At 60.7% G+C, this 25,508-nt stretch carries 23 protein-coding genes, 2 pseudogenes and 1 other annotated feature; of the genes and pseudogenes, 15 read left to right on the forward strand and 10 right to left on the reverse strand.

Annotation, left to right across the window (positions count from 1 at the left end; all coding sequences use genetic code 11):
• Positions 1-1,137, reverse strand: a protein-coding gene (locus ACFFUC_RS13165; protein WP_377686909.1) for an IS3 family transposase whose coding sequence is annotated in 2 segments (ribosomal slippage) — positions 1-849 and positions 849-1,137 — 1,138 coding nt annotated over the 2 segments. Because the reading frame shifts where the segments join, the coding sequence is not laid out codon by codon here. This gene is flagged as partial in the annotation.
• Positions 740-856: a sequence feature (AL1L pseudoknot), on the reverse strand. It overlaps the preceding gene by 117 nt.
• Positions 1,138-1,194: 57 nt before the next feature.
• Here ACFFUC_RS13165 and ACFFUC_RS13170 point away from each other — a divergent pair.
• The 7 genes and pseudogenes from ACFFUC_RS13170 to serB form a co-directional block, all read left to right on the forward strand.
• Positions 1,195-1,329: pseudogene (locus ACFFUC_RS13170) on the forward strand (IS3 family transposase); the annotation flags it as partial.
• 275 nt (positions 1,330-1,604) lie between these two features.
• Positions 1,605-3,137 carry an ABC transporter substrate-binding protein gene (locus tag ACFFUC_RS13175; RefSeq protein ID WP_377686911.1) on the forward strand — a complete coding sequence of 511 codons (1,533 nt, stop codon included), beginning with the start codon at positions 1,605-1,607 and terminating at the stop codon, positions 3,135-3,137.
• A gap of 50 nt (positions 3,138-3,187) precedes the next feature.
• Positions 3,188-4,807: a nickel ABC transporter ATP-binding protein NikE gene (nikE, locus tag ACFFUC_RS13180; RefSeq protein ID WP_377686914.1), complete on the forward strand. Its 1,620-nt coding sequence runs from the start codon at positions 3,188-3,190 to the stop codon at positions 4,805-4,807.
• Positions 4,804-5,736, forward strand: a complete 933-nt coding sequence (locus ACFFUC_RS13185) for an ABC transporter permease (protein WP_377686916.1) — start codon at positions 4,804-4,806, stop codon at positions 5,734-5,736. Before nikE ends, ACFFUC_RS13185 begins: the two co-directional genes overlap by 4 nt.
• Before the next feature lie 53 nt (positions 5,737-5,789).
• Positions 5,790-6,602: an ABC transporter permease gene (locus tag ACFFUC_RS13190; protein WP_377686917.1), complete on the forward strand. Its 813-nt coding sequence runs from the start codon at positions 5,790-5,792 to the stop codon at positions 6,600-6,602.
• 17 nt (positions 6,603-6,619) lie between these two features.
• On the forward strand, positions 6,620-7,528 hold the full coding sequence (locus ACFFUC_RS13195) for a metallophosphoesterase (protein WP_377686919.1): 909 nt from the start codon (positions 6,620-6,622) through the stop codon (positions 7,526-7,528).
• A 188-nt stretch (positions 7,529-7,716) separates the two neighbouring features.
• Complete coding sequence (gene serB, locus ACFFUC_RS13200) at positions 7,717-8,589, forward strand: phosphoserine phosphatase SerB (protein ID WP_377686921.1); 873 nt, start codon at positions 7,717-7,719, stop codon at positions 8,587-8,589.
• 345 nt (positions 8,590-8,934) lie between these two features.
• On the opposite strand, the gene ACFFUC_RS13205 is transcribed toward serB, so the two are convergent.
• Positions 8,935-9,360 carry an RrF2 family transcriptional regulator gene (locus ACFFUC_RS13205; protein ID WP_377686923.1) on the reverse strand — a complete coding sequence of 142 codons (426 nt, stop codon included), beginning with the start codon at positions 9,358-9,360 and terminating at the stop codon, positions 8,935-8,937.
• Positions 9,361-9,485: 125 nt separating this feature from the next.
• Here ACFFUC_RS13205 and hmpA point away from each other — a divergent pair, with 125 nt between their 5' ends.
• The 5 genes from hmpA to ACFFUC_RS13230 all read left to right on the forward strand — a co-directional run bounded on the left by hmpA (position 9,486) and on the right by ACFFUC_RS13230 (position 13,000).
• Positions 9,486-10,694, forward strand: a complete 1,209-nt coding sequence (hmpA, locus tag ACFFUC_RS13210; protein WP_377686928.1) for an NO-inducible flavohemoprotein — start codon at positions 9,486-9,488, stop codon at positions 10,692-10,694.
• Positions 10,695-10,895: 201 nt separating this feature from the next.
• The gene (locus tag ACFFUC_RS13215; protein ID WP_377686930.1) at positions 10,896-11,285 is read left to right on the forward strand and encodes a DUF488 domain-containing protein; all 390 of its coding nucleotides are present in this window, start codon (positions 10,896-10,898) and stop codon (positions 11,283-11,285) included.
• A 97-nt stretch (positions 11,286-11,382) separates the two neighbouring features.
• A complete protein-coding gene (locus tag ACFFUC_RS13220) occupies positions 11,383-11,787 on the forward strand; it encodes a hypothetical protein (protein ID WP_377686931.1) in 405 nt (134 codons plus the stop codon).
• Positions 11,788-11,876: 89 nt separating this feature from the next.
• Positions 11,877-12,302 (forward strand): cupredoxin domain-containing protein, encoded by a 426-nt coding sequence (locus tag ACFFUC_RS13225; protein WP_377686958.1) that lies wholly within the window; start codon positions 11,877-11,879, stop codon positions 12,300-12,302.
• Positions 12,299-13,000 carry an RNA polymerase sigma factor gene (locus ACFFUC_RS13230; protein ID WP_377686933.1) on the forward strand — a complete coding sequence of 234 codons (702 nt, stop codon included), beginning with the start codon at positions 12,299-12,301 and terminating at the stop codon, positions 12,998-13,000. Before ACFFUC_RS13225 ends, ACFFUC_RS13230 begins: the two co-directional genes overlap by 4 nt.
• Positions 13,001-13,200: 200 nt before the next feature.
• On the opposite strand, the gene ACFFUC_RS13235 is transcribed toward ACFFUC_RS13230, so the two are convergent.
• A complete protein-coding gene (locus tag ACFFUC_RS13235) occupies positions 13,201-13,407 on the reverse strand; it encodes a hypothetical protein (RefSeq protein ID WP_377686935.1) in 207 nt (68 codons plus the stop codon).
• Between the two features lie 250 nt (positions 13,408-13,657).
• Between ACFFUC_RS13235 and ACFFUC_RS13240 the strand changes: the two genes are divergently transcribed.
• Complete coding sequence (locus ACFFUC_RS13240; protein WP_377686937.1) at positions 13,658-14,131, forward strand: hypothetical protein; 474 nt, start codon at positions 13,658-13,660, stop codon at positions 14,129-14,131.
• Positions 14,132-14,239: 108 nt separating this feature from the next.
• Positions 14,240-16,009, forward strand: coding sequence for a TniQ family protein (locus ACFFUC_RS13245; protein ID WP_377686939.1), 1,770 nt, complete (start codon positions 14,240-14,242; stop codon positions 16,007-16,009).
• A 137-nt stretch (positions 16,010-16,146) separates the two neighbouring features.
• On the opposite strand, the gene guaD is transcribed toward ACFFUC_RS13245, so the two are convergent.
• Genes guaD through xdhA form a run of 4 tightly spaced genes read right to left on the reverse strand, consistent with a single transcriptional unit; the run spans position 16,147 to position 21,923 of the window.
• On the reverse strand, positions 16,147-17,433 hold the full coding sequence (guaD, locus tag ACFFUC_RS13250) for a guanine deaminase (RefSeq protein WP_377686941.1): 1,287 nt from the start codon (positions 17,431-17,433) through the stop codon (positions 16,147-16,149).
• Positions 17,430-18,167, reverse strand: coding sequence for a xanthine dehydrogenase accessory protein XdhC (gene xdhC, locus ACFFUC_RS13255; protein ID WP_377686944.1), 738 nt, complete (start codon positions 18,165-18,167; stop codon positions 17,430-17,432). The genes guaD and xdhC overlap by 4 nt, the downstream gene beginning before the upstream one ends.
• The gene (gene xdhB, locus ACFFUC_RS13260) at positions 18,164-20,467 is read right to left on the reverse strand and encodes a xanthine dehydrogenase molybdopterin binding subunit (RefSeq protein WP_377686946.1); all 2,304 of its coding nucleotides are present in this window, start codon (positions 20,465-20,467) and stop codon (positions 18,164-18,166) included. The genes xdhC and xdhB overlap by 4 nt, the downstream gene beginning before the upstream one ends.
• 10 nt (positions 20,468-20,477) lie before the next feature.
• Complete coding sequence (xdhA, locus tag ACFFUC_RS13265) at positions 20,478-21,923, reverse strand: xanthine dehydrogenase small subunit (protein WP_377686948.1); 1,446 nt, start codon at positions 21,921-21,923, stop codon at positions 20,478-20,480.
• Positions 21,924-22,037: 114 nt separating this feature from the next.
• Here xdhA and ACFFUC_RS13270 point away from each other — a divergent pair, with 114 nt between their 5' ends.
• On the forward strand, positions 22,038-22,937 hold the full coding sequence (locus ACFFUC_RS13270; protein ID WP_377686951.1) for a LysR family transcriptional regulator: 900 nt from the start codon (positions 22,038-22,040) through the stop codon (positions 22,935-22,937).
• Positions 22,938-23,136: 199 nt separating this feature from the next.
• On the opposite strand, the gene uraH is transcribed toward ACFFUC_RS13270, so the two are convergent.
• The 3 genes and pseudogenes from uraH to ACFFUC_RS13285 form a co-directional block, all read right to left on the reverse strand.
• Complete coding sequence (gene uraH / locus ACFFUC_RS13275; RefSeq protein ID WP_377686953.1) at positions 23,137-23,490, reverse strand: hydroxyisourate hydrolase; 354 nt, start codon at positions 23,488-23,490, stop codon at positions 23,137-23,139.
• Positions 23,491-23,516: 26 nt separating this feature from the next.
• The gene (locus tag ACFFUC_RS13280; RefSeq protein ID WP_377686956.1) at positions 23,517-24,863 is read right to left on the reverse strand and encodes an 8-oxoguanine deaminase; all 1,347 of its coding nucleotides are present in this window, start codon (positions 24,861-24,863) and stop codon (positions 23,517-23,519) included.
• A 330-nt stretch (positions 24,864-25,193) separates the two neighbouring features.
• A pseudogene (locus tag ACFFUC_RS13285) lies at positions 25,194-25,508 on the reverse strand (ornithine cyclodeaminase family protein); the annotation flags it as partial.

Below are 25,508 nucleotides of genomic sequence, written 5' to 3' on the forward strand. Positions count from 1 at the left end.
TGCTGAGCTTTTTCAGGAAGGGCCATTCGCCTGCCGAGATCGCCAGACGTGAGACCGGGCGCAAGGATCGGATCATGCTGACCTCGGCCTTGAACAGCCCATTGATCGTCTCGGCCAGTGCATTGTCATAGCTGTCGCCGACACTGCCGACCGATGGCTCGATGCCCGCTTCCGCCAGCCGTTCGCTGTAGTGAATGCTCAGATATTGCGAGCCGCGGTCCGAATGATGAATTAGCCCCATGCCCTTGGCGGGCCGCCAGTCGTGCACGGCCTGCTCCAGGGCATCGAGAACGAAGCCTGCATGCGCCGAGGTGCTGACGCGCCAGCCCACAATCTTGCGGGCATATGCATCAATAACGAAGGCCACATAAGCAAAGCCCTTCCAGGTGGCGACATAGGTGAAGTCGCTGACCCACAGCATGTTCGGCGCAGGCACGCGGAACTGGCGGTTCACCTTGTCCAGCGGACGTGGTGCCGATCTGTCCGGGATCGTCGTCCTGTGTGGCTTGCCACGGATAATCCCTTGGATCCCCAGCCCGTTCATCAATCTCCCGACCGAGCAACGCGCGATGTCGAAACCTTCGCGGCGCAGCTGCCGCCAGACCTTGCGCACGCCATAGACCCGATAGTTCTCCTCGAACACCCGCAGGATCTCGGGGCGCAGCGCATCGTCACGGCGGGCCCGATCAGACTGCTGCGCCGGGTCGGCCCGCTGCGCCAGATGGTTGTAGTAGGTGGAAGGGACGATCGGCAACACGCTGCAGATCGGCTCGACCCCATGCACCCCTCGATGCGCATCGATGAACGACACCATCACTTCGACCGGCGGTCGAGCTCCGCCAAGGCAAAATACGCGCTCGCCTTGCGCAGGATCTCATTGGCTTGCCGCAGTTCGCGGTTCTCGCGCTCCAGGGCCTTCAGCTTCGCGGCCATATCGGCCGAGACGCCCGCACGCCGGCCGCTGTCGACCTCGGCCTTCTTGACCCAATCGTTAAGCGTGTTGGCCGAACAGCCGATCTTCGCGGCAATCGACACAATGGCCTGCCAGCGCGATCCGTGCTGGCCCTCATTGTCAAGAACCAGCCGCACCGCACGCTCGCGCACTTCCGGGGAAAACTTGTTCGTCGTCTTACTCATGATGCTCCATCCTACTCAAGAGTTGGAGCCTCCGGCAAACTCGGTGTGGTTCAGAGCGGGCCTTGGCGCAGATTCGAAGCGGTGGAATATGCCACGCTCGAATGGGTGGACTGGTTTAACAACCACCGCCTGCTCGAACCGATCGGGAACATCCGACCAGCCGAAGCAGAGGCCAACTTTTACGCGACGCTCTGGCAACTGAAGTCATGGCCGCGCAATTCACCGAAACCAGCTTCCGGCAAAATCGGCGCGGTTCAAGGCCAGCCCTCTTCGCTTGGGCCTCGTCTTGAGAAAAAACCCAAGTTTGTCCGCGCACTTTTTGACGGAAATCAACAATATACCTCCCCAGATCTATCGAAAGTATGGGAAACTCGAAGCATTTTTACCAAAATAACACAAAACGCACAGCGAACCGTCATCAACGCCCCCTAATCAAGTCGAAACACTTGAAGAAGGCCTTAGATTCCGTGCTTCGTCATACTTTCGCCCCCGTTCTTGCCGGCTTGTTGCTCTCAACCTCGGCCTTTGCGGCTGATCTGACCATTGCTGTTCAGGATATTCCGGATGTGCTTGATCCGCCCTATGACAATTCGAACGTCAACGAGCGCATCATGCTGTCGCTCTTCGACACCTTGATCATCACAGACTATCGTGATGGCGGCAAACTTAAGCCCGGCCTTGCCACCGAATGGACGGTCATCGACCCGCAAACCATCGAGTTCAAATTGCGGGACGGTGTGAGCTTCCACAACGGTGACGGTTTTGATGCCAAAGACGTGGCCTTTACTTTTTCGGACCTGCGCACGGGCCAGGATACGGGTGCTTCGGGCGCCGTTCTGTCGAAACCCTTCCTGGGCGGTATTGAACAGGTCGAGATCGTTGATCCTTTGACCGTGCGCATCCACATGCGCCAGCCCGATGCGTTGATCGTGCAGCGTTTTGCCAATTACCCCTCGCAGATCGTCTCGAAAAAGGGCTTTGACGAGGCAGGCTCGCCAGAGGCTTTCGCCAAGAACCCCGTCGGCACCGGTCCTTATCGACTTTCGGCCTTCAATCTGGGCGAAAATGTTGTCCTTGAGGCCAATGAGACCTATTGGCAGGGCAAAACTGCCGCCGCCGACAAAGTGACCTTCACTGTCGTGCCCGAAGTCTCGACCCGCCTTGCGGGGCTGATGTCGGGGCAGTTCGACATTGTGACCGAAATCAACCCCGACAATTTCCAGCAGATCGAACAGGCCCCCAACACGGCCGTCGTCGGTGGCGCGGTCGAGAACATTCGCGGCGTTGTCTATGACAGCACCGATTCCGTGCTGAGCGATCCCCGTATCCGTCAGGCGCTGGATCTGGCCATCGACCGCGAGATGATCGTCAAGGCACTTTACAGCGGCACGTCCGAAGTGCCCAACGGTTGGCAGATGAAATCCTTTGGCGAGATGTATCTGGCCGATCGTCCGACCCCGAGCTTTGATCCCGAAAAGGCCAAGGCGCTTTTGAAGGACGCGGGCTATCAGGGCGAGCGGATTTCCTATCGCACGATGAACGCCTATTACACCAATGAGATCGAGACAGCGCAGATCCTTCAGGCGATGTGGTCGGCGGTCGGGCTGAATGTGCAGCTCGATGTCAAGGAAACCTGGGCCCAGATCGATGAGGATACGCCTGATCGCGCAATCTTCAACGCCTCTTTCACTGCCTATTACCCCGATCCGATGGGCCAGTTCTGGCGCCGTTACGGCAGCAACTCGAGCTGGGCTGCGGCGAAATATTTCACCGTCGATGCCGATCAGGCCCGTCTGGGCGAAACGCTTTCGACCAGCATGGACATGACCGAACGGCGTGCGGTTTTCGGCGAGATGCTGGACCGGTTCGACAGCAATCCGCATGGCTCGGCGCTTCATCTTTTGACACAGTTTTTCGGCGTCAATGACCAGCGGCTGACGATGAATGCCTTGCCGACGAACTATCTCGATCTGACGACCACGGGCATCCAGTTCAAATGAGCGTCTTCGACAGAATTCATCAGGGGGTCGCCGCAATCGGTGACCCCCTGATGGAAGTTGCGCAGCTCTCGGTTTCATTTGCGGGCAATAATGTGGTCGAGCAGATGGAATTCGGCCTCGGGCGCGGTGAAATTCTCGGCATAGTCGGGGAATCCGGTTCAGGAAAAACCGTGTCCTGCCGTGCCCTGACCGGGCTTCTTCCGAGCAGCGCAACGGCAAGCGGGCGCCTGAGCTTCGACGGGAAAACCTATGACCTCTCGGACCCAAAGGCGCTTGAGGATCTCAGGGGCGGCCGGATCTCGATGATCTTTCAGGATCCGATGAGCGCGCTCGACCCTTTGATGCGTATTCGCCGACAATTCGCGTTGCGCGGACTGGACGAGGCGGGCGCGATCACGGCGCTTGCCGAGGTCGGCTTTGCCGATCCTTCCTCGATCCTGACGCGCTATCCCCATCAGCTATCGGGCGGGCAGTGCCAGCGCATCATGATCGCCTGTGCGATGATCTCGCAGCCGCGCCTGTTGATCGCGGATGAACCGACGACGGCGCTGGATGTGACCATTCAGGCGGGCATTCTGGCGCTTTTGCGCGAGAGGGCGCGTCAGACTGGGATGAGCATCTTGTTCATCACCCATGATCTGGGGGTCGTGTCCGAGTTTTGCGACAGGGTGCTGGTCATGCAGCGCGGGAAGGTCGAGGAAATCGGCCGGACCGCTGATGTTCTTAGCGCGCCCCGCGCGGCCTATACGCAAAGCATGATCGCCGCGATCCCGACCGAGGCGAACCGGGGGCAGCGCCTGCCGACGCTTAAGGACCTCGAGGCAGGACGGGCCGTTGCCGCATTACCCGCCGCGCCGCGCATTGAGCGCAAGCACACCCCTGTTTTGTCGCTGCGCAATATATCGGTCGATTATATGAGCCCCGACTGCAGCCGCTTTCGCGTGGTCGACGACATCAGCCTAGACCTGCATGCCAATGAAATCTTGGGAATTGTCGGCGAATCTGGTTCGGGGAAATCGACCCTGGCCAAAGCGGCAATCGGACTGGTTTCGCCAAGCGCGGGCGAGATTTGCATCAACGGTTCACCGATGGACTGGCACCGGGCCAGTCGCGCGGACCGGCGGCAGATGCAATATATCTTTCAAGACCCGCGCGGCGCTCTTGACCCCTCGCGCCATATCCTGTCGCAGGTGCGCGAGCCTTTGGACGTGCACCGTATCGGCGCGCGCGCCGAGCGCCATCGTTTGGCATCAGAGGCGTTGCTGCGCGCAGGGCTGGAGCCCGCGCATCATCTGCGCCGCCCGGGCAATCTGTCGGGCGGGCAGCGCCAACGCGCCACGATCGCCCGCGCGCTGGCCTTGTCGCCACAGATCCTGATTTGCGACGAAAGCGTTTCGGCGCTTGATGTCTCGGTCCAGGCGCGCATTCTGAACACCCTTCTGGAAATCCGCTCGACGCAGAAGATCGCCATTCTGTTCATCAGCCATGACCTTTCGGTGATCCGCCACCTTTGCGACCGCGTTCTGGTGATGCAGCACGGCAAAGTCGTGGAAACCGGACCGGTCGAGGAGGTCTGGCGGGCACCCAAGCAGGCCTATACCCGTGCGCTTTTGGCGGCTCTGCCACAATTGCCGCAGAGGGCGCGGCCGGAACTGGTCTTTGCGTCATGACCCGCTGGATTCTCGGACGAATGGGCCGCGCGCTTCTGACGCTGCTCTTGCTGATTTCTTTCACCTTCTTTGCGCTCAAGATCAGCGCCGACCCCGCCTTGCAAATTCTCGGACCCGATGCCGGCCCCGATGCGATTTCGGCTTTTCGCGAAAAATGGGGGCTGAATGCGCCGCTCTGGCAGCAATTCCTGATCTATCTCGGCAATGTCTTGCAGTTCGATCTCGGCCTGTCCTACCGCACCAACGAGCCGGCGCTGGATCTCGTGTTGTCGCGCGTGCCTGCAACACTGGCGCTGATGATCCCGACGACCTTGCTGGCGCTGGCACTTGGCGTGCCGCTGGGGATCTGGGCCGCCTATACACGCGGCACGATCTGGGATCGCGGCATCACGCTTTTGTCGATCATCGGGTTTGCGATTCCGAACTTCCTGATCGGTGTCCTGCTGATCTATCTTTTTTCGGTCAAGTTGGGCTGGCTGCCGCCGTCGGGCATTGTCGACTGGCGCTCCTATCTCATGCCGATGTTCACAATGGCGATTGCCGAGGCCGCGATTTTTTCGCGCTTTACCCGTTCGGCGATGATCGAGGTGCTTGACCATCCGATGGTCGAGACCGCCAAGGCCAGCGGTTTCTCGCAAGTCAAACTGCTGATCGCCCATGTTCTGCCCAATGCCGCGCTGCCCTTGCTGACCATCACCGGCCTGTTCGTCGGAAGCCTGATCGGCGGCGGTGTCGTGACCGAGAATGTCTTTTCCTGGCCGGGGACGGGCAGGCTTTTGGTCGAAAGCGTCGGAGCCCGAGATTTTGCGGTCGTGCAATGCACCATCTTGCTGATCGGCGTGACGATGATCGTCACCAATCTTGCTGTTGATCTGTGCTATCTCGGGATCGACCCGCGACTGCGCGATGCCAAGCGGAGGGCCGCCTGATGTCTTTGGTTCAGGATATGCCGGCTCCCGCGTCGCGATCTGTCTGGTCCACCATGCCATTCTTGATCAAGACCTCGGTCATCTTCACCCTGCTTTTGGTTATCTGCGCATTTTTTGCGCGATGGTTGATGCCCTATGACATAGCAACGACCGACTTGCTCAACCGCTTTGCGCCGCCTGTCCTGATGGGTGGTGATTGGACGCATCCGCTTGGCACGGACAATCTGGGGCGAGACGTGCTCTCGCTTTTGCTGCGTGCGGTGCAGGTCAGCTTTCTGATCGCTTTTGTCGGCACCATCGGCGGGGCGATCATCGGCACGGCGCTGGGTCTGATTGCGGCATGGGCGGGAGGCATCGTCGATGACGCCATTGGCGTTTTGGTCGATTTTCAGGCCACCATGCCGTTTCTGGTCCTCGCCCTTGCCTTGCTCGCGGTGCTGCCCGATGCGAACATGGGGCTCTTCATCGTCATCATGTGCATCTATGGCTGGGAGCGTTACACCCGGCTTGCCCGTTCGGTCGCGCTTTCCGCCAAGGAGGCCACTTTCGTTCAGGCCCTGACCGTGACCGGCACACCGGCATGGCGGATCTATCTGCTGCACATTCTTCCCAACGCGATGGGCATTCTTCTGGTCAATATGTCGCTGAACTTTCCGGCGACCATTCTGGCGGAAACCTCGCTGAATTTTCTGGGCATCGGCATCCAGCCGCCAGACACCAGTCTTGGTGTGCTGATGGGGCAGGGGCGCAATCACATCTACAATGCCCCTTGGCTGGCGCTGATCCCCGGTTTCATTATCTTGCTTGCAACCCTGTCGGTTTCGCTGATCGGAGACTGGCTGCGCGACCGGGTTGATCAGGCATGACTTCAAAAGGACCTGATATGTCAAAACCAACAAAAATCATCGTCATGAGCGACCTGCATCTGGGCGCCGCAGGCACCGTGCAATACGGGCTGGATACGGCCGAGCGTTTCGCCAAGGCACTTGGTGATGCAGCCCGTCTTTATGGCGACGCCGATCTGTGCATCTTCGCCGGTGATATCGCCGATGAGGCCGATCCCGCTGCCTATCGTCTGTTCGAAGACATGCGCAGCCGTCTGGATATGCCGCAATGCGTGTTGCTGGGCAACCACGACGACCGCGATGTCTATCTTGCGCATGGCCGCGACCAGATGGTTGATGCCAATGGTTTCGTCCAGGGCGTGCGCGAAATCGGCGAGACCCGTGTGATCATGCTCGACAGCTCCGAGCCGGGCCATGTCGAGGGCGTCTTGTGCCAGACCCGTCTCGACTGGCTGGCCGGTGAACTGGCGGTTGCGCGTGCGACGCATCAAAAGGCCATTCTGGTGCTGCACCACAATCCGCAACGTTTGCATATGCCGGTTGATCGCTACAGCCTTGCGCGCCCCGAGGCGCTGCTTGCCGTCCTGAAGGCAAGCGGCGTCGAGATCCCGCTGATCATCGCCGGCCACTGCCACATCACCTCGGCGGGTAGCTGGGGCGGCTATGCGGTTGTCTCCATCAGCGGCAACCAGCACCGTGTCGGGCCTTTCCTTACAGGCATGAGGGGCCAGCAGGCTTGCTACGAAGGTGCGGCCCAATTCGCCGTCATCATGGCCGAGGGTGAGGATGCCACAGTCCACTTCCACGGCTATGTCGATCGCAATATCGAACTTCCTGCCGCCATGTTCCCGTGGAAGCTGGATCAATGGCAGAAGACGCCGGACTTTCTGAACGAAGCCGAAGCCGAAGCCGAAGCCGAAGCCGTGAGCCAGGTGGAACCCGCCTAACAAAGCAAGGTTGAGGTTGGAGAGCCTCTGACTGTCCCCGACCGGCCTTGCCGATCGGGGACTTCATCTTCGTCAGGCTCGGGAGATTCACCGTGGCCCCCGATCAGGGACCGTCCGGTCACGATTGCCGCGATCCGGCGCAATTTCCGCTGCGCGGCACCTAAATAACGCAATTTCAGGAAGACTTCATGTTCACGGCCACATTGCTCGTTGATCCCACGCGCGCCAACCTGACCGAAACCAGCGTAGAGCGTTTGCGCACGCAGTGGGAAGGCAGCGAGATCCGCTGGCTTGCCCCCGATGTTGCCGTGGAGTTCGATCTTGCATCGATGCCGGCAGACCGTTGGGCCCGTTGGGATGAGTTACAATCCGAGAGCACCGACCTGGTGGTTCAAAAGGCCTCGGGCCGCAAAAAGAAACTGCTGCTGGCCGATATGGATTCCACCATGATCCAGCAGGAATGCATTGACGAACTGGCCGATTTTGCCGGGGTCGGGGCAAAAGTGTCCGAGATTACGACGCGCGCGATGAATGGCGAGCTGAATTTCGCTAGCGCTCTGACCCAACGCATCGCCTTGCTCCGCGGTCTGCCGGTCGGAACCATTCAAAAAGTCATCGATGAGCGCATCAGTTTTATGCCCGGCGCTCAGGCATTATTGAAAACGATGCGGATAAATGGGGGCTATGCGGCGCTTGTCTCGAGTGGCTTCACAGCCTTCAGCGGCTATGTCGCCGAAGCTCTGGGCTTTAATGAACATCGCGCCAACGAGCTCTTGAGCGAGAACGGTCGGCTGACAGGTGTGCCAGCGGATCCGATACGCGGCGGCGAGGCGAAGGTTTGCGCGTTTCACGACTTGTCTTCGCGACTGGGCTTGACGGCCGAGGAGGTCATGGCGGTCGGAGATGGCGCGAATGATCTGGGAATGCTGGCACTCGCCGGATCAGGTGTGGCGCTACACGCCAAACCGGCAGTTGCCGCGCAATGCGACATCCGCATCAATCATGGTGATTTGACTGCGCTTTTATACATTCAGGGCTATACTCTTAGCGACTTCGCGTGAGGCGCAGGTCACTCGTGTGTCATCGGTCTCGACGCGCTGACTGAGGGGAGTGAACACCTCGTGTGTCAGGCCTTCGAGGCTGATCTCATGACTGTTGCCGGTTCGGATCGGAATGAGCCTCTCAATGCCGCTTCATAAGAGAGAGCAAAGATTCTCGACCGGACAGCGGCGCAAAGATCGATGCCCAGTTCTGACACAGCTGCAGATAGGTTTCGCTCGTGGCCTCGGCCTCACCTCGTTCGGTTTTCGACAGGTTTACTTGATCAAAACCCGCATAGCAGTCGAGCTCGCCTTGTTTCAGGCCGACCTGTAAGCGGCGCTCTCGGAGCCCTTCACCCCGCCTTTTCAAGGTCCGACCACTTTGAGCAGCGGCAGGAAATCTCCCTTGCGGGCCAGCGCATCTGCCAGACTATAGCGTTCGAGCACCGCGAGGAAGGCAGCGACGGCCTCGTCGAGAACCGAGGTCATGCCACAGGCCGGCGCAATGATGCAGCGACCGCAACCGACGAGGTCGAAGTCGTTCTCCGTGTGCCGGATTAGAGCGCCCACGTTGATTTCCTCGGGCGGGCGCGCCAAACGTATCCCGCCATTCCGCCCCCGCACGCTGACCAGATAATTTGCATGCACGAGGTCGTTGATGATCTTCATCAGATGGTTCTTCGAGATGTCGTAAGCGGTTGCGATCTCCTGGATCGAGCACAGCCTGTCGGGATGCTTTGCAAGGTAAAGCAGCACGCGCAGGGCGTAATCGGTGTATTGCGTCAGCCGCATCGGGCGCTCCTGAAAGATATATCTACTTTACATCATTCGCTCAGGCCGAATAGATGTATTCACTATACATCTATTTGAGTCGCTCGCGCCGAGGCTGCGCGGCGATGCAGCGAAGGAATCATCCGATGCCGAAGAATCTGAGCGCCGAAACCATTGCGATTGTCTCCGCGACCGTGCCTGCCCTGCAGGAAAACGGTCTTGCGATCGTTCACGAGATGTATGCGCGCATGTTCCGCAATCCCGAGATCCGTGATCTTTTCAATCAATCCAATCATGGCGTCAGTGATGCGCAGCCGCGCGCACTGACGGGCGCGATCCTCGCCTATGCCGCGAATATCGAGAACCTCGGCGCGCTTGCACCGGCGGTCGAGCGTATCGCGCAAAAACATGTCGGCCTTCAAATCCTGCCCGAGCATTATCCCCATGTCGCCGAGGCGCTCTTGGAGGCGATCAAACAGGTTCTGGGCGAGGCGGCCACGTCCGCCGTGCTGACCGCTTGGGGGGAGGCCTATTGGTTTTTGGCCGATATTCTGATCGCGCGCGAAAAGCGCATCTATACCGAGCAGGTCGATGCGACGGGCGGCTGGAACGGCTGGCGCGATTTCCGCATTGCCGAGGTCATTCCCGAAAGCAGCGTGATCACCTCTTTCATCCTGAAGCCCGTCGATGGCGGCCCCGTGATGCGGCACCGGCCGGGCCAATATCTGAGCTTCTCGTTCGAGATCCCCGGCGAGGCTCCGGCCAAGCGCAACTATTCGATCTCGTCGGCGCCCAACGGCGAGAGTTATCGCATCTCGGTCAAGGCCGAGCCTCTCGGCCTTGCTTCGCGTTGGCTTCATGCCCAGCCCGTGGGCACCGTTCTGAAGGTTGCTGCGCCTGCCGGCGAATTCCATCTGGATCGCTTGCCCGAGAGACCTGTTGTTCTGCTTTCCGGGGGCGTCGGATTGACGCCGATGGTCGCGATGCTGGAGTGGCTAGTCGAGCAGGGCACGAACCAGCCGGTTCATTACATCCACGGCACGCATGACCGCAACACCCATGCCATGCGCAACCACGTCCGCCAGCTTGCCGCGCGGGCAGAGACGGTCCGGATTACGGATTTCCATCAGACGCCTCTGGCGGGTGAGGTCGCGGGGCAAGACTACGATTTGTCTGGGCTGATCACCGACGAATGGCTGCTCGCGAATAGCTCGCCGGCGATGTCGGACTATTACATCTGCGGTCCACGCCCCTTCTTGCGCGCAGCGGTCGCGGCCTTGTCCTTGGCGGGCGTGCCGTCCGATCGGATTCACTACGAATTCTTCGGCCCAGCCGACGAGATGCTGGCAGCCTGAGGTAGGGCGCGGCAGTCTGCCGCTCTCGTGGCTGAAAACAGATTGCGCTGGCTGCCGTCTGAGGGCGGCCAGCGCGTTTGCTTCCGAAGCGCGGCCGGACTTGGTATGCTTCGGTCTCACGAACCGCACCTCAGTTGGGAGGATCATTGGCTTGTGTGTTCCTTTACCTCGCGCGAGCTACGTTTATCGAAGGGGAAGGCCATGACGATATTTCCGATCACTGTCGCACGCGTTTACCATTTGCCGCCTCCCCGTTCCGAGGATGGCGCTTACCTGTTAGTGGACCGTCTCTGGCCGCGCGGCGTCGCAAAGGTCGATCTGCCGATCAGCGCATGGATGCGTGATCTTGCACCTTCGACCGAGCTCCGGAAATGGTATGATCATGACGCAGCCCTTTGGCCCGAGTTCACAAGACGTTACCTCGCCGAATTGGCGGAGAACCAAGCTGCGGTAGAAGCAGCCCTTGACTGGTGTCGCAAGGGCCCCGTGACACTTCTGACGGCATCGCGGGATGTCGATCACAGCGAAGCTGAAGTTCTGCGAACCGAGTTGACCCGATTGCGCCAACGAGAGGGTGAAAATCCGGACTAAGCCTCAAAAAGTAAAATCAACGGGAACATTTCGCGCTACCCTGCATCCAATCAGTGATGGGCCAAGAAAAACGGCCTCGATCTGAAAGGAGAATACTATGCGTGGACCTACTCTTTTTGCAGTGACGACACTTTTGGCCGCCGGTATGGCTTGGAGTGCGGAAACGACTGCTCCTCCGGCAGCCCCTTTTGCCAAGGTCAGCAGTCTTGTGCCCTTGCCGGATTTCATCCCCGGTCTGGGCACGCTTTATATCGATCCCGCGACCCTGCCTGCGGGCCCGTTCCTAGCCTATGACCATGAGGGGAAGCTGTCGGCCACCGTCTATATGGTGCCGTTGGACGATCTGGTTGCGGGCAAGGCTTTCGACAAGCTGGCGGTGGGCGCGCCCGAGGTCAGCAGCGTCGATATCTATTACAATGCGGGTCATCCGGGTGTTGAGAAACCCCATGCACATGTCGTCTTATTTCATGACGATACCGCCCGTAGCAGGCTGGCAAAATGAACTATTCGCGTCGTGACGTTCTGGCTTTCGGGGGCGGTCTTGCCGCCCTCGCAACCATGGCCACAGCCGGAGGCGAAGTCGTGATCAGCATGCGCGGCACAGCACGAGGCGAGCATGTCTGGTTTTCCCCGCAAGGATTGGCCATCGCGCCCGGAACGCCACTACGCTTCGTCAATGACGATCCCGGTAACAGCCACACCGCCACCGCCTATCATCCTTCAGTTCTGGACAGGCCCCTGAGGATTCCCGAAATGGCCAAGCCCTGGGACAGCGACTTTCTGTTGCCCGGCCAAAGCTTTTCCCTCACGCTGACCGTGCCCGGAGTTTACGATTATTGCTGTCAGCCGCATGAAATGGCGGGGATGGTCGGCAGGATCATTGTCGGTCATCCGGGTGACGCCGGCTGGCAGGGACCGTCCCCGGAGAGCGGAGACCTGATGCCCGAGGTGCTGGCTGCCTTCCCCTCGGTTGAGGTGATCCTCAATGCGGGTCGGATCGAGGCGAAGGGGATATGAGCCAACGGAATGCCCGCGCGAATGTATCGGCCCCTGTGTCGGATTGGGAACTGGTGACTGCGGCGCGCCATCAGGACGAGACGGCGATCCGCGAGCTGATCCGCCGCATGAACCCTCGGCTGTTTCGGGTGGCGCGCGGAATCATGCCTTCGGATGCCGAGGCCGAAGAGGTGGTGCAGGAAGCTTATCTGCTGGCCTTTTCTCGCCTAGATAGCTTTCGCGGCGAGGCCAGCTTTGCGACATGGATCACGCGCATCACCATTAATGCGGCGCGGATGCAACTCCGGCGACCCCGCCCAGACAAGGTCTATGACACCGTGAATGAAGCCTCTTCCGACAAGAATGACATCCTGATCTTTCCCGGCACCGAGACTGCGGAAACGGCGTTGGGGCGCCGACAGATACGCGCCCTTCTGGAGGATGCCATTGCATCACTCCCTGCCGATCTGCGGCTTCCGTTTATCCTGCATGAGGTAGAAGGCTTGAGCACGCGCGCCATCGCAACCGATCTGCAAATCAACCCGATCACCGTGCGAACGCGGTTGTTCCGGGCGCGCTATCAGCTCCGGCGGCACCTTGAAGCGCACCTTCGTGGAGGCTTCGACGCCGTCTTTCCCTTCGATGGTCAGCGCTGCGCCGGAATGGCGGACAGGGTCGTCCAAGCACTCGCCTCAACTTATGGCAGGACGCTGAAATAGGAATGTAGGACCCATGCGCAGAGTTCTGCCGGCGACATTCGGATTCCGTCAGTAGAGCGCTCGCCATGGCTCGGCGGGTATCATCAACCCAACTCGCGATCTCGGGCGAAGACAGAGCAAAGCTCCGGCAGGCCTCAGCCACCGTCGTTTTTCCCAGAGTGGTCTCTGTGACCACCGCCTACGGCGTTACGCTTGCCGCCTCAGCTACGCTTGAGCGGGCCACGAAGAATAGGGTGGCCCGAAACCTTTCCGATCAACAGGGTATAGCCATCTGTGTCCACAACAAACCACCATGGATCCAAGATTGGCGCGCTATCCAGCTCCGCTCTGAGCGGATCCCTGATGGCTTTGGTCAGATGCTCCTCGACCAAGCGCAGGCTTTCCTCGGCGTTGTCATCCGCTGTCATGGCTGATCCTATCTGTTGACTGGGACGATTGCGGCTTATCTCGTATTCGTCATACGGACTTCGACCAGCGTCCGGCCCAATTGTTTGCGGGCCTATTTCGTAGGGTATTCAAAGCCTTCTTTACCGAATTGATCGCACTCGCGAGCGCGTCATAGATATTTGGCAGAGCACGCATCGCAAAGTGTCACCAGATATGCCCGGCCATTGTCCCTCAGCTTTCCAGGTGCTCCGCAATGCTCACAGGTCGCGCTTGCTTCATGTTCTGTCGATGCAATACGGGCCGCTGCCGTCACTGCGCATCGAATGGCTATATGAATTGTGCTTTCTTTGCCCCGAGCACAGATCCTGGCTCGTGACGCTGTGGTCAACCCCGGATCCGCGCCAGCGTTTTGACCCGGTGCCACGATTTGCTGAACTGGAACAAATTCCGAATTGCGACAGCACCGAACGCGTGGCGCCTGCCGCTTACGATTTGTGGCTCACCCAGCGGCTTCAAGGACTTCAGGGATCTCATTGGCTGGATCAATTCGATTTTCAGGCGGCAACAGAAATTTGCGATCTTCTGGGTCGAACTTTGGTGCGCGCAGCGTTCCCACAATTGCGCGATATGAGCCCTGCGGATCGGCATGCTGCCATCTGCAGGGCGTTCAACATCCTCACCGAAGCCGTGATGGACGGTGATCTCCTCCCGCCAGCGATCCTGCAGCGCAAGGCGGTGGTCTAATGGACATCGCGAAGCAGTCCCTATCTCTAGGTGAACTCTTGTTGCCCTTGTTCAATCAATGGGCGACTAGGCGGGCGAGACAGTTGAAAATCGAAGGCCGCAATCGTCATGTCAATACTTCCTCTAACAGTGCCGTATGTCTGCGGAGAGGTTGCATTCTCCTTCGCGTCCCGCCTTGCCAAGCGAAACGCCGTGAGTTTCCGCGAATTCTTGTCGGATATGGGGATTTCCCTTTTGGGATTGTTGGCGGGAGACGATCGAGCTTTGATGCGCCTCGCGGAGATATCAGGTGCCGATTTGGGCGCATTGCGGCAGGCAACGCCACATGAGGTCACGCGGGGAAGGTGGCGGTTCTTTGGCCAAGAGTTCTCGGGTGAGGCGTTTCGGAGTTCATCGATTCGAGGCTGCTCGCACTGCTTGCTTGAGGACGTATCGAGTGGCGCAGGTCATGGGATCATTCGCGGCACATGGATGCTCGAACTTGTGCGGAGCTGTCCGATACACGATCAGCCCATTGGGTTCCTTTGGAGATCCCCCGACCGTGCCCACCGGCATGACAGTAGCTGTCGGCTGGAGGAGCTTTTCAATGACAACCAGCATTTTCCATGGATGTCGCAAAGCGCGACGACAACGGATTACGATCGCTGGGTTTGGCGCCGGCTTTCTGCCGACAAGCAGCCGGAGCATTGGTTCGATCGGTTCGACTTTCAAGCGACTGCGGCCTTTTTCGATGCATTGGGCGGTCTGATTGCCAGTTCGGGAAAGACGCCAACACATGCGACAATCAAGAATGTGCTCCAGCACGCCGATCATGGATATGAACTGGCGCGACAAGGGCAGGATGCCATTCGACACTTTCTGTCAGACCATCAGGAGCGTTTTTCGCCGACTGCGGGACAGCGGCAGATCTTTGGGCCGCTCTATCTGCTACTGGCGGAACGTGCACCGTCGTCCGAGCTCAGGCCTTTCCGACAACTTCTGCGCGACCATATCCGTCAAACTTGGCCGCTCGCTCCCGGAGATGAGATTTTGGGCGAGCCGGTATTGTCCCGCCGCTTGGTTTCGGTTGGAGCCGTAGCACGCCTGTTTAATGCGGATGTCGACAAGGTTCAGCAAAGCTTGGCGGCCGCAGATGCACAACCACAGATTTCCAAGTTGAAGCCGGACGATTGGGTGACCTTCGATCGTGAGGCCGCCGCTCGGATTCAAATAGCACTTAATCTGAAAGTATCCGACAGCCAATTCTGTGCAGCGCTCCACATTTCTCCCGAGCTATTTGCTTCTTTGCGGGATGGTGGTCTACTTGAGCGTGCCCGCAGTGGTGATGGCTCGGGATGGAGTGCCCTCGCAGGACAGGCAATTGTCGAAGAGCTGTTGACTGGTGCACATCCCATCGGACGGTTGACGCCCGATTTGATGTCAATCGAACGTGCTGCAGATCATCTTGCTTGCGGTGCAGACGAGATCGTTAGGAGGATCAGGGAAGGTCGGTTTCCACGGATTGCGCGGCATTTGAAGCATTCGGGATTTGCCTCGATTTTCGTAGATATCGCTGGCTTGGATGGGAGGGCGATTACGGCAGAGGTGTTTGCGCAGTCCCTTGGTCTGGCTTTCAGCGAAATGCTGAGCTTTTTCAGAAAGGGCCATTCGCCCGCTAGGATTATGCAGCGAGACATAGGACGCAAGGATAGGATTACGCTGAGCCCAGAGCAGGTCGCATCTTTCCATGCGAATTTCATGAGCTTTCGCGAACTTGCCTTAGCTGCAACAGTCGGTTGGAACCAGCTGGATCATCAACTGCGCGAACAAGGCATCGCCCCAGTCCTTGGATGCCAACGCATCTATCGCAGGAGCGAGGTAAAAGCGCTTCTGACCTAAACATTCGCGCCGGCACTGAAAATTTATTAGTTTCAATAACTAACCATATTTTATCCGCTCCAGCGCAGAATGGTATTGACTGCCTTGCGCAAGCAATTGCGTTTTTTTGCGCAAGGTTATCCTTTCTTTGTCAGCTATCAGCCATCCCTTCCCAGCATCGCCTGACCCGCGACATAGGTCTGCGCGACAGCGCGGTCGTCGCCGAGGATCTGGAGGATGAAGAGCTCTTCGGCGAGGGTCTCGGCGCGTTCCATCCGCAAGGACATCGCCGGGGTTGCACGGGCGTCCAGCACGATGAAATCGGCGTCGGTGCCTGCGTCCAGAGTGCCGATCCGGTCGGCCATGCCGAGCGCCAAGGCATTGCCGCGGGTCGCCCAATGGAAGGCCGCGAAAGGGTGGAGCTTCTGGTTGCGCAGTTGGAGGATCTTGTAGCCCTCGTTCAGCGTCTGCAGCATCGAATAGCTGGTGCCGCCGCCGATGTCGGTCGCGATGCCGCTGACCACGCCCGAAGCCCGCAGTCCGTCCGCATCGAAAAGTCCCGAGCCGAGGAAGAGGTTCGAGGTCGGGCAGAAGACCGCGCGGCTGCCGGTCTCGGCCATGCGCGCGATCTCGCGCTCCTCGAGGTGGATCGCATGGCCGAGCAGCAGTTTCGGCCCGAGCAGCCCGTATGTCTCGTAGATGTCGAGATAATCGCGTGCCTGCGGATAGAGTTCGCGGGTAAAGGCGATCTCTGCGTGGTTTTCCGACAGATGGGTCTGGATGTGGCAATCGGGATGTTCGCGGGCCAGAGCGCCGGCGGCCTCGAGCTGGGCGGGCGTCGAAGTGATCGCGAAACGCGGCGTGATCGCGTAAAGCTGGCGGCCCTTGCCGTGCCAGTCACCGATCAGGCGGCGGCTGTCGTCATAGCTCGATTGCGCCGTGTCGAGAACCGCAGGCAAAGCGTTGCGGTCCATCATCACCTTGCCCGCAATCATCGCCATATTGCGTGCGCTGGATGCGGTGAAAAGCGCATCCGCGCTGGTGGCATGGCTGGAGCAGAAGGCCACGGCCGAGGTCGTGCCATGCGCCAGAAGCAGATCGAGGAAGCGGCCCGCCATCGCACTTGCATGGTCGGGATCGGCGAAACGCGCCTCTTCGGGGAAAGTATAGGTGTTGAGCCAGTCGAGCAGCTGCGCGCCCCAGCTCGCAATCACCTGAACCTGCGGGAAATGCAGATGGGGGTCGATGAAGCCCGGGATGATCAGATGCGGACGGTGGTCCGTCTCGGGGATCTCGGGCGAGGCGAGATCCGCGTAGGTGCCGATGGCGGCGATCTTGCCGTTTTCCGTGATGATCGCGCCGTCTTCGAGATAGGTATAGGCCTGTTCGGTCGTCACCGGATCGGCGTGAAAACTGAGCGTGCGGCCTCGGATGAGATGTTTCATGGGTATTTCTGTGACAGAGAAACAGGAGCCGTCAGGCGGGTGATCAGTTCGGCCGCGGTCAGGGCGGCAATGACTTCGGGGCGCTTGTCGTGGCAGGTTCCGGCACCGATCGGGCAGACGAGTGGTGCGGGATCCACGCCTTGATCGCGGGCGAAGCGGTTGAATTGCGCGCGTTTCGTGGCGCTGCCGATCAGCCCGATATAGGGGGCGTCCTTGCGGCGCAGCGCCTCGGCGGCGAGGAGGAAGTCGAGCGCGTGGTCATGGGTCAGAATGATGTAGGAGGTGCCTTGCGGGGCGTGACGCAGATCGGCCTCGGGCAGGGCGGTGAGGCGGGTCGGAAGATCGCGGGCGAGGGCCAGCTCTTCGACGCGCTGGTCGAGCAGCAAGACCTCGAGCGGCATGAGCTTGAGCGCGCGCGCCAAGGCCCGCCCGACATGGCCCGCGCCGAAGATCATGACCAAGGGCTTGCCGGGCTCGGGCGGCATAGCCTCGATCCATTCGAGCGAAAGCATCACGCGTCCGCCGCAGCATTGGCCTATCTCGGGCCCGAGGGGGATGTCCATCTCGGCCCGCATCTCGTTGCGGGCGAGCATCTGCCGCGCCCTGTCGATCGCCATATATTCGAGCTGGCCACCACCGATCGAGCCGGTGGTGCCACGGGTTTTCACGATCATCTCGGCCCCTGTCTCGCGCGGGGTCGAGCCTTTCGCCGAGCTGATGGTGACGCGGATCATTTGCGCAGGCGCTCCACCGCCATCAGCACGCGCTCGGGCGTGGCCGGGGCATCGAGGCGCGGGCATTCGCGGTAATCATTGACCGAGGCCACCGCCATGCCGATCGCTTCGAGCACCGAGATCCCCAGCATGAAAGGCGGCTCGCCGACGGCTTTCGAGCGTTTGATCGTATTCTCGCGGTTGACCGACCAATCGGCGAGCGCGACGTTGAAGACCTTGGGGCGGTCGGAGGCCAGCGGGATCTTGTAGGTCGAGGGCGCATGGGTGCGCAGCCGGCCCTTGGCATCCCACCACAACTCCTCGGAGGTCAGCCAGCCCACGCCCTGGATATAGGCGCCCTCCACCTGACCCTTGTCTAGGATCGGATTGAGGCTGCGGCCGACATCATGGATCACATCGGCGCGCTCGATGACATATTCGCCGGTCAGCGTATCGATGGAGACCTCGGACACCGAAGCGCCATAGGCATAGTAGAAGAAGGGGCGGCCCTGACCGGTGTCACGGTTCCAGTGGATCTTGGGCGTCTTGTAGAACCCCGCTGCCGACAGCTGGATCCGCGCCATATAGGCCTCGCGGATGAAGCTCGCGAAGGGCAGGGTCTGGTCCCCGATCACCACGGTTTCGCCGATGCTGATCTCGTCCTCGTGGACCGAGTATTTCTCGGCGGCAAAGCGGATCAGGCGTTCCTTGATCTGGTTGCAGGCGTCAAGCGCCGCCATGCCGTTCAGGTCGGTTCCCGAAGATGCCGCGGTAGCCGAGGTGTTCGGGACCTTTTCGGTCGTGGTCTTGGTGATGCGGATGCGCTCGATATGGACGCCCATCGCCTCGGCCACGACCTGCGCGATCTTGGTGTTGAGACCTTGACCCATTTCGGTGCCGCCATGGTTGAGATGCAGCGAGCCGTCGTTGTAGATATGGATCAGGGCACCCGCCTGGTTGAACCAGGTCGCGGTGAAGCTGATGCCGAATTTGACCGGCGTCAGCGCAATCCCCTTGCGGATCACGCCGCCCTTGGCGTTCCAGTCCAGAACCGCCTGACGACGCGCCTGATAATCGGCGCTGGCCTCGAGCTCCTCGAAGATGCGCGGCAGGATCTGGTCCTCGACCTCCTGATGATAGGGGGTGAGCTGGCCGTTCTCGTAAAGGTTGGCCTTGCGGATCTCGAGAGGGTCCTTGCCCAATGCATAGGCGATTTCCTCGACGATGCGTTCGGCCGCGATCACGCCCTGCGGGCCGCCGAAGCCGCGGAACGCGGTATTCGAGACGGTATTGGTCTTCATCGGATGCGAGCGCAGCTCGACATCGGGATAGTAATAGGCGTTGTCGGCGTGAAACAGCGCGCGATCCGTGACCGGACCCGAAAGATCCGCCGAGAAGCCGCAGCGCGCGTAGAAATCGCCCTCGACGGCAAGGATCTTGCCGGTGTCGTCAAAGCCCACCTCGTAATCGATCACGAAGTCGTGGCGCTTGCCGGTCGCTTCCATGTCGTCGTCGCGATCGGGGCGGATCTTGACGGCGCGGCCCAGCTTTTTCGCGGCAATCGCAGCCACGCAGGCAAACAGGTTCATCTGGGTTTCTTTGCCGCCGAAGCCGCCACCCATCCGGCGCACGTTCACGACGACCGCATTCGAGGGCACGTTGAGCACATGGGCGACCATATGCTGGACCTCGGACGGGTGCTGGGTCGAGACATGGATCGACACTTCGTCATCCTCGCCGGGGATCGCCATCGCGATCTGGCCTTCGAGGTAGAAATGGTCCTGACCGCCGACCTCGAACCGTCCCGCGATCCTGCGCGGCGCTTTCGCCAGCGCGGCTTTCGCCTCGCCACGGCGCAGGGTCAGGGGTTTCGTGACATAGCCCATGCCGGCATCGCGCGCCGCAATCGGGTCAAGCGCATGGGGCAGGGCCTCGTATTCGATCTTGGCCAAAGCGGCTGCATGGCGCGCCTGCGTACGGGTCTCGGCCACGACCGCGAAAACCGGCTGGCCCCAGAACTGCACCAGACCGGGCGCGAAAATCGGATCATCGTGAAGCCCGTTCGGGCTCACGTCGTTCTCGCCCGGAATATCCTCGGGCGTCAGAACCGCAACCACGCCGGGGGCTGCGCGCACCGCCGACAGATCCATCGACGCGATCTTGCCGTGGGCAATCTGCGACAGGCCGAGTGCCGCGTGCAAGGTGCCGGTCGGTTCGTTGATGTCGTCGGTATATTCCGCGCGACCGGTGACGTGTTTCTCCGCGGAATCATGCTTGATGGAGCTATGCGCGGCGCCGTTGATATGAACGTCTTGTTTCATCATGGACCTCTTATTGCGCGCGGCTGAGGCGATGCGCCTCGCCGGTTTGCTCCAGCCAGAAGCGGCGGATCAGGTTTGCGGCGACAAGCCGGCGGTAATCGGCGGTGGCGCGCCAGTCGGAGAGGGGCTGGAAATCCTCGCCCACGGCCTCGGCCGCAGCCTCGAAACTTTCGCGGCTGAAGGGTTTGCCACGCAGCGCGGCCTCGGCCCGCTCGGCTCGTTTGGGAGTGCCGGCCATGCCGCCAAAGGCAATGCGCGCATCCGAGATCACCTGTCCGTCGGTCACGACGCGGAAGGCGGCGGCCGTGGCGGTAATGTCGGAATGCTGGCGTTTCGAGACCTTGTAGGCCGCAATCCGGTCGGCACCGGTGCGCGGAATGCGGATCGCCGCGACGAATTCGCCGGGCTGGCGGTCCTGCTTGCCGTATTCGATAAAGAAATCCTCGAGCGCGACGGTACGCATGCCAGCGGTATTTTGCAAAACCACCTCGGCCCCGAGCGCGATCAGCAGGGGCGGGGTCTCGCCGATGGGCGAGCCGTTGGCGATATTGCCGCCGATCGTGCCCGCATTGCGGACCTGCCAACCGGCGATCCGGCGCCAGTAATCCAGAGCCTGCGGGAAATGCTCCTCGATCACCGGCTCGAATTCGGAATAGGTCACGCCTGCTCCCAGCGTCACCTCGTTCTCCGTCACCGAAATACCCTTCAGGTCAGGAAGGTGGCCGATGAACACCGCAGGAGAGATGCGCTTGAGCATCTTCGTAACCCAAAGACCGACATCGGTCGCACCGGCGACGATCGTCGCTTTGGGATTCTCTGCCAAAACGAGCGCGAGATCGGCCGCATCGCGCGGCAGGATGGCGCGGTCGTCGCCGCGTGCAACCTCGATCCGCGCGGGTGCCACCGCCTTGAGCCAGGCCGAGACCGCATCGCGTTCCAGCGACAGCGCGTCCATCGCCTGACCGCCCGCTTGCGCCGCCGCCCGAGCCGCTTTCACGATCGGCTCGTAGCCGGTGCAGCGGCAGAGGTTGCCCTGAAGCGCGGTCTCGATTTCGACCACGCTCGGATCGGGGTTCTGCATCCAGAGCCCGTAAAGCGCCATCACGAAGCCGGGCGTGCAAAAGCCGCATTGGCTGCCGTGCTGCTCGACCATGGCCTGCTGGACGGGATGGAGTCCGCCGTCCTTGCCGCGCAGATGTTCGATCGTCACGATATGGCAGCCGTGGCACGAGGCAAGAAAGCGGATGCAGGCATTGACCGGCTCGTAGCGCAGGGCTCCTTCGTGGAGACGCCCGACCAGAACCGTACAGGCGCCGCAGTCACCTTCGGCGCAACCTTCTTTCGTGCCGTGCATCCGGCGATCCAGACGCAGGAAGTCAAGAAGCGTATCCGAACCGCCGACCTCGCTCAGCCGCGTTTCCGATCCGTTCAGAAGAAATCTGATTTCGCTTCCCATTCCGTCCTCGCCTTATTCGCTGGGTCCTTCAAGATTACTCCGAAATTGCGTTTACGAAATCATAGAATGAGCGTAAGACTTTCCATGAAATGTTGAAAACGGCAGGGGTAAAAGATGCCCTATCTTGAAAGTCTCAGAGTCTTCGTTCGCGTGGTCGAACTCGGATCGATCACGGCGGGGGGGCGCGATCTGCGCATGTCTCCGGCTGTGGCCTCGAACCGCATCAAGGATCTCGAGACACGCTTCGGCGTGCGGCTTCTCAACCGCACCACACGCAAGCTCGTTCCGACGGAGATCGGACGGGCCTTTTACGATTCCGCCCAAAGGGTGATCGAATCTCTGGACGAGGCCGAGGCGGTGGTCTCGGGCTTTTCCGGCACGCCGCACGGCACGATCCGCATCACCGCGCCTTTGGGTCTGGGGCGGCGGATGATCGCGCCGCTGGTTCCACGCTTTTGCGCCGATTATCCCGGTGTCGAGGTTCGTCTGCGGCTTTCGGACCGCAACGTCGATATTGTCGCCGACGGAATCGATCTCGCCTTCTTTCTGGGCGAGCCCAAGGATTCCGCGCTGAAATGGCGCCGGATCGCGGATTGCAAACGTGCGCTCGTGGCCTCGCCCGAGTATATCGCGGCACATGGCCTGCCCGAGACGCCGGCCGATCTCGCCAATCACAACTGTCTGCTTCTGCGCTATCCGCGCAGTCCGGAGTATTTCTGGCTGCTTCAGGCCAAGGATGGCCCGGTCAAGATGATGGTGAACGGCCGCTTCGACGCCGATGACGGCGATGTCCTGACCGATTGGGCGCTGGCAGGCGAAGGCATCGCCAACCGTCCGCGCTACGAGGTCAACGAGCATATCGCTGCGGGCCGTCTGGTCGAGCTCTTGCCGCAAAACACGCCGGTTCCGGCGCAATTCGGCATGCTGACCCCGCATCGCCGCCTGCAGGATCCCAAGCTGCGCCTCTTTGCCGATTTCGCCGCGCGCGAGACCCGCAGCTACTTCCAGGACTGATCCCGGGCGCGGCCGCCAAAACCGGCCGCGCGACCCAAGGGCCGTCGCGCCAAGCGGATGGGACACCCTCGGTGATGATTTTTCAGCATCAAATCAGGGTATTGACGCAAATATCCCATATTTCACGTCACGGACAAAAATGCACAAGGCCCGCAGAAACTCTGCGGGCCTTGCTGGTTGTCGGACGCGATAACGGCGATCAGCTGCCGCGATAGGTCGAGTAGCTATAGGGCGAGACCAGCAGCGGAACGTGGTAGTGATCTTCTGCCGCCATGCCGAAACGCAGGGGAACGACGTTGAGAAAGCGCGGGCTTTCGCCCTTGTTGCCCTGCGCGTCGAGGTAATCGCCGACGTGGAAAACCAATTCGTATTCGCCCGTCTGGAAGCTTTCCTTGGGCAGGATGTGGCTGTCGGTGCGGCCGTCCGAATTGGTGACGGTCTCGGCGATCAGCGCGCGGCTGTCGCCGTTCAGACGGTAAAGCTCGATGCGCATGCCTTGGGCGGGCTGGCCGCTGGCGGTATCAAGAACATGGGTGGTCAGATATCCCGACATTTGGTCTTCCTTTCAGTGCAAATGGGTCAGCCGGCGGCCAGTCTGGTGACGGCGGCGCGGGCCTGTTCGTTCAACGAAACGGGGTCGATGGTCTGGATGCGGAAGTCGTCGACAACCGCGCGCCCCTCGACATAGACGGCGCGCGGACGGATCGGCGCGCAGAAAATCAAGGTGGCGACGGGATCCCAGCTGCCCGCACCCGCGATCTCGGAGACGTCCCACAGCACGAGATCCGCGCGTTTTCCGGCCTCGAGAGAGCCGAGATCGGCGCTGCGCCCCAGAACGCGCGCGCCGCCAAGCGTCGCGATTTCCAGCGCCTCGCGCGCGGTCATGGCCGAGGGGCCGTCCTTCAGGCGCGCGACCAGCATGGCCTGACGCGCCTCGAGGCCGAGATGACTGCTGTCGTTCGAGGCAGAGCCGTCGACACCCAAGCCCACCGGCACGCCCGCATCGCGCATGGCACGCACGGGGGCGATGCCGGACGCAAGCCTCGCATTCGAACAGGGGCAATGGGCGACACCAGTGCCGGTGCGCGCAAAAAGGTCGATCTCGCCCGGCGAAAGCTTGACGCAATGGGCATGCCAGACATCATCGCCGGTCCAGCCGAGGCTTTCGGCGTAATCGCCCGGAAGCATGCCGAAATTCTGCAGCGAATAGGCGATATCTTCATCGTTTTCGGCCAGGTGGGTATGCAGGCGCACGCCTTTTTCCCGCGCCAAAATCGCGGAATCGCGCATCAGCTCGCGGCTGACCGAGAAGGGCGAGCAGGGCGCCAGCGCCACCTGAACCATAGCCCCCGCGTTCGGATCATGGAAAGCATCGACCAGACGTTCACTGTCGCGCAGGATCGAGGCTTCATCCTCGACGACGGAATCCGGCGGCAAACCGCCCTTGCTTTCGCCGATCGACATCGAGCCGCGCGTCGCGTGAAAGCGGATGCCGACTTCGGTCGCGGCCTCGATGCTGTCGTCGAGACGCGAGCCGTTCGGGAAGAGGTAGAGGTGGTCCGAAGAACAGGTGCAGCCCGAAAGCGCCAACTCGGACAGGCCGAGCTTGGTCGAGACGCGGATATCGTCGGGCGTCATCCGCGCCCAGATCGGATAAAGCGTGCGCAGCCAGCCGAACAGCGCGGCATCTTGCGCGGCGGGAACCGCGCGGGTCAGCGTCTGGTAAAGGTGGTGATGGGTGTTGATCAGGCCGGGGGTCACGACACAGCCGCGCGCATCGACGATCTCCGCCCCTTCGGCAACCAGCCCCGCACCAACGGCGGAAATCACCCCGCCCTCGATCAGGACGTCGCCGCCCGCGATCTCGCGGCGGGTGCCGTCCATGGTGACGACGCATTCTGCATTGCGGATAAGCACGCGTTTCATGAAAATTCCTCCTTGGGCCCGCTGGGGGCAGCAGTCCTTGATGCTGGGACGCTCCGTTGAAGCACCAGCCCTGAGGGCCGGGAACCGCGGTAAGAAGGATCCCTGTGAAAACAGGCGGCGGACAATTCGGCCGCTGTTCCCGTTAGTACCTTTGAGCGGAATTTTTGCAAGCGCGCGCGGCAGGGCAATTTTATACAGATATAAAATGCTGTGCCTAGAATTTGCTTAAAATGGTTGAGCTTTACGGTTTTCTCGCAGATCGGGCGGATTAGCGGATCGCCCTCCCGGAACGGTTTCGGCGCGCGGGGGGTGTTCCGCGCGCCGGACGGGTCAGATTTCGACCTTTTGGGCAATGCCTTTTTCGATGGCGATCTCGAGGACCTTGTTTGCGACCGCGAGGTCCTGCAGGCCGACGCCGGTGCCGTCGAACAGCGTCACCTCGGCAGTGCCGCGGCCCTCGTGGAGGCCGGCGACGACCGCGCCGAGCTCGGAGATCGCGCTTTCGGCGATCAGGCCGGATGCGACCGCATGCTGGGTTTCCCCGATCGAGACCGATTGCGCGACCTCGTCGGTGAAGACACGGGCGCGGGCGACCAGAGCAGGATCAAGCTCTTGTTTTCCCTTGGTATCCGTGCCCATCGCCGC

The organism is Paracoccus cavernae (assembly GCF_042430175.1).
Lineage (GTDB): Bacteria > Pseudomonadota > Alphaproteobacteria > Rhodobacterales > Rhodobacteraceae > Paracoccus > Paracoccus cavernae.

What these genes read in the sequence shown, in the direction of transcription:
- ACFFUC_RS13190 (WP_377686917.1), top strand. Translation starts at nt 5,790, where the DNA reads ATGCCATTCTTGATCAAGACCTCGGTCATCTTCACCCTGCTTTTGGTT.
- nikE (WP_377686914.1), top strand. Translation starts at nt 3,188, where the DNA reads ATGGAAGTTGCGCAGCTCTCGGTTTCATTTGCGGGCAATAATGTGGTC.
- ACFFUC_RS13195 (WP_377686919.1), top strand. Translation starts at nt 6,620, where the DNA reads ATGTCAAAACCAACAAAAATCATCGTCATGAGCGACCTGCATCTGGGC.
- ACFFUC_RS13230 (WP_377686933.1), top strand. Translation starts at nt 12,299, where the DNA reads ATGAGCCAACGGAATGCCCGCGCGAATGTATCGGCCCCTGTGTCGGAT.
- xdhA (WP_377686948.1), bottom strand. Translation starts at nt 21,923, where the DNA reads ATGGGAAGCGAAATCAGATTTCTTCTGAACGGATCGGAAACGCGGCTG.
- hmpA (WP_377686928.1), top strand. Translation starts at nt 9,486, where the DNA reads ATGCCGAAGAATCTGAGCGCCGAAACCATTGCGATTGTCTCCGCGACC.
- guaD (WP_377686941.1), bottom strand. Translation starts at nt 17,433, where the DNA reads ATGAAACATCTCATCCGAGGCCGCACGCTCAGTTTTCACGCCGATCCG.
- ACFFUC_RS13280 (WP_377686956.1), bottom strand. Translation starts at nt 24,863, where the DNA reads ATGAAACGCGTGCTTATCCGCAATGCAGAATGCGTCGTCACCATGGAC.
- xdhB (WP_377686946.1), bottom strand. Translation starts at nt 20,467, where the DNA reads ATGAAACAAGACGTTCATATCAACGGCGCCGCGCATAGCTCCATCAAG.
- ACFFUC_RS13215 (WP_377686930.1), top strand. Translation starts at nt 10,896, where the DNA reads ATGACGATATTTCCGATCACTGTCGCACGCGTTTACCATTTGCCGCCT.
- xdhC (WP_377686944.1), bottom strand. Translation starts at nt 18,167, where the DNA reads ATGATCCGCGTCACCATCAGCTCGGCGAAAGGCTCGACCCCGCGCGAG.
- uraH (WP_377686953.1), bottom strand. Translation starts at nt 23,490, where the DNA reads ATGTCGGGATATCTGACCACCCATGTTCTTGATACCGCCAGCGGCCAG.
- ACFFUC_RS13235 (WP_377686935.1), bottom strand. Translation starts at nt 13,407, where the DNA reads ATGACAGCGGATGACAACGCCGAGGAAAGCCTGCGCTTGGTCGAGGAG.
- ACFFUC_RS13185 (WP_377686916.1), top strand. Translation starts at nt 4,804, where the DNA reads ATGACCCGCTGGATTCTCGGACGAATGGGCCGCGCGCTTCTGACGCTG.
- ACFFUC_RS13205 (WP_377686923.1), bottom strand. Translation starts at nt 9,360, where the DNA reads ATGCGGCTGACGCAATACACCGATTACGCCCTGCGCGTGCTGCTTTAC.
- ACFFUC_RS13225 (WP_377686958.1), top strand. Translation starts at nt 11,877, where the DNA reads ATGCGCGGCACAGCACGAGGCGAGCATGTCTGGTTTTCCCCGCAAGGA.
- ACFFUC_RS13220 (WP_377686931.1), top strand. Translation starts at nt 11,383, where the DNA reads ATGCGTGGACCTACTCTTTTTGCAGTGACGACACTTTTGGCCGCCGGT.
- ACFFUC_RS13245 (WP_377686939.1), top strand. Translation starts at nt 14,240, where the DNA reads ATGTCAATACTTCCTCTAACAGTGCCGTATGTCTGCGGAGAGGTTGCA.
- serB (WP_377686921.1), top strand. Translation starts at nt 7,717, where the DNA reads ATGTTCACGGCCACATTGCTCGTTGATCCCACGCGCGCCAACCTGACC.
- ACFFUC_RS13270 (WP_377686951.1), top strand. Translation starts at nt 22,038, where the DNA reads ATGCCCTATCTTGAAAGTCTCAGAGTCTTCGTTCGCGTGGTCGAACTC.